Origin of the sequence: Mesorhizobium waimense, assembly GCF_003601975.1 — a bacterium.
Taxonomy (GTDB): Bacteria; Pseudomonadota; Alphaproteobacteria; order Rhizobiales; family Rhizobiaceae; genus Mesorhizobium; species Mesorhizobium waimense.
Genome location: NZ_QZWZ01000137.1, coordinates 1 through 2,419, shown reverse-complemented (window position 1 = coordinate 2,419; position 2,419 = coordinate 1). Strand labels below are relative to the sequence as shown.

Below are 2,419 nucleotides of genomic sequence, written 5' to 3'. Positions count from 1 at the left end.
CGAGTGGGTCGACGCCATTCATTTTACAGGTTTGCAGAAGTGTCGCGACGGTCGCCCAAGTGCGTCCACCGCCCTCGCTTCCAGCGAAGAGACTATTTTTTCTCGTAATTGTCTGGGGCCTGATTGCACGCTCGACGATATTGGAGTCGATCTCGATACGACCGTCCATCAGAAAGCGTTCCAGCGCCTCCCGCCGGGTGAGCGCGTAGCGGATCGCCTCGGCAGTCTTGGATTTTCCGGAGACCTTGTGCAGTTCTTTTTCCCACAGGTCGAAGAGGCTCGCGACAATGGCCGCGGACTTTTCCTGACGCAGCGCGGCGCGGCTCCCAGCATCCTTGCCGCGAACCTCGTCCTCGACCTTCCACAATTCGGTCATGGCGGTGATCGTTGCCGTCGCGGCCGGTGAGATCCCGCTGATGTGCAGATCGTAAAACTTGCGCCGCAGATGCGCCCAGCACCCTGCGAGCCGGATTGTTTCATTGCCGCCGGCTTTGGCCCGTGCCTTGACCAGGTTAGTAGGCCGAGTAGCCATCCACTTGCAGGATGCCCCCGAATCCAGCGAGGTGACGCGCCACGCAATCGGCGCCCCTGCTATCTTCAAAGCGATAAGCAACCATCGGTGGGCTGGTCCCGCCGAACGGTCGATCATCACGCGCGTAGGCCCACAACCAGGCTTTCGTGGTTTTCCCGGACCCAGGGGCAAGGGTGGGCAAGGTCGTCTCGTCGGCGAAGACCCTTTCGCCCTCCTTCACACGCTCCAGGATATAATCGGCGAGCATCTGCAATTCAAAGCCCAGATGTCCCATCCACTGCGCCATCAGCGACCGGCTGATCTCGACACCGTCGCGCAGATAGATTGCCTCCTGCCGGTAAAGCGGAAGGCCGTCGGCGTATTTCGAGACAGCGATATAGGCGAGCAACCGCTCCGTCGGCAGGCCGCTTTCAACGATGTGCGCCGGCGCCAGAGCCTGGACCACGCCGTCACGGCCCCGGAAAGCGTATTTGGGACGGCGCGTCACGATGACCCGGAACTTCGGCGGCACGACGTCCAGCCGCTCGGATCGATCCTCGCCGATCAGAACCTTTTCCAACTCCTCGCAGTCGGCCGGGATTTCCGGCTCGATAACGTCCTCGATGCGTTCGAGGTGGGCGGCAAAACCCTTGCGCGGGCGCGGGGCACGCTTCGGCTTGTCCCCGGCCGCGTGAGCAAGTTCGCTCCGGATCGCCGAAAGGCCGGTCTCGACCTCCTCGAAGACAAAGGAGGCCTGCTCGTCGTCGATGGCCAGGCGTAGCCGCTCGGAACGCGTGCCATGTTGCGTGCGCTGCAAAACTTTCAGGATCGACGTGAGGTTGGCAATACGCTCGTTGGCGCTTTTCTCGACGGCTTTCAGCCGGGCGACCTCCGCCTCAGATGCTGCGATCCGAGCTTCGGCGACTGCGATCCGGGCCTCGCTTGCAGCCTGCTCGCGAGCCATGGAAAGGATCATCGCCTTCAGCGCATCAACGTCGTCGGGAAGGGCAAGATCCGGTAGAACCATGGCAAGCAACAGAGCACAAAAACAGCCGCTTTCTCAACCGTTACAGCCCCATGATTCATCTTGCCGCAGGCCGGTTTCAGCCCGTCGATAACGGCCGCCTGACCCTGGCCGGACGCATCTTTTTCCAGTCTAGCCCGGCCAGAAGCGCCATCAACTGGGCGTGGTCGAGACGCATGCGCGCGGCCGATATCGCAGACCAGCAGAAGCTGTGCTCTTCCAACGTTTTCGAATAAAGGCAAACCCCGCTGCCGTCCCACCACACGATGCGAACCCGGTCCGCACGCTTCGAACGGAATACGTGAAGCGCCCCCGAGAACGGGTCCAGGCCGCCGTCCCTGACCAGCGCCATCAAAGATGCCGCGCCCTTGCGGAAGTCGACCGGCTGGCACGACACGTAAACCACCACACCGGAAGCGATCATGCCTTGCGAACCGCGCGGATGATCCTCGCCAGGCGATCGGGATCAACATCGCCGCCGGCGCGCACCACGGCATCGCCAATGACGATTTCCACCGTGTCGCTGCCCACCGCTTCAAAGCGCGTGAACTTCGCCGGCTTGCTCGCTGCCTCCGTCAGTGGCGCAACCATGCCCGACGAAAGCGCCTTGCGGCGCCACGCATAGAGCTGCGAGGGATCCAGCCCCTCGGAACGCGCAACCGCCGACACACTGCCCCCTGGCGAGAACGCTTCGGCGACAAGCCGTGCCTTCTCTTCGTCCGACCGATGGCGCGGCTTGCGTCGGGACGGCACAGGCTCCGCCGTCAAAATCTCGAATGTTCGATGATGGCTCATACTGTCGCTCACAGGATTCTCCGCATGATTCATGCTGAAAATGAGCGATCAACCGCCTGCACGCTACGTGGGGATGCCTACGCGCTTAC

Annotated in this window: 2 protein-coding genes and 1 pseudogene; all 3 read right to left on the bottom strand. The window is 62.3% G+C overall.

Features of this window, described 5'->3' with window-relative positions; all coding sequences use genetic code 11:
• A pseudogene (tnpC, locus tag D3227_RS40145) lies at nucleotides 1-1,538 on the bottom strand (IS66 family transposase); the annotation flags it as partial.
• Between the two features lie 76 nt (nucleotides 1,539-1,614).
• Nucleotides 1,615-1,959 carry an IS66 family insertion sequence element accessory protein TnpB gene (gene tnpB / locus D3227_RS40140; RefSeq protein ID WP_095088723.1) on the bottom strand — a complete coding sequence of 115 codons (345 nt, stop codon included), beginning with the start codon at nucleotides 1,957-1,959 and terminating at the stop codon, nucleotides 1,615-1,617.
• Nucleotides 1,956-2,342, bottom strand: a complete 387-nt coding sequence (locus D3227_RS40135; protein ID WP_120019440.1) for a transposase — start codon at nucleotides 2,340-2,342, stop codon at nucleotides 1,956-1,958. Before D3227_RS40135 ends, tnpB begins: the two co-directional genes overlap by 4 nt.
• Between the last annotated feature and the right edge of the window lie 77 nt (nucleotides 2,343-2,419).

Coding starts and splice junctions, on each gene's coding strand:
- tnpB (WP_095088723.1), bottom strand. CDS start 1,959: ATGATCGCTTCCGGTGTGGTGGTTTACGTGTCGTGCCAGCCGGTCGAC.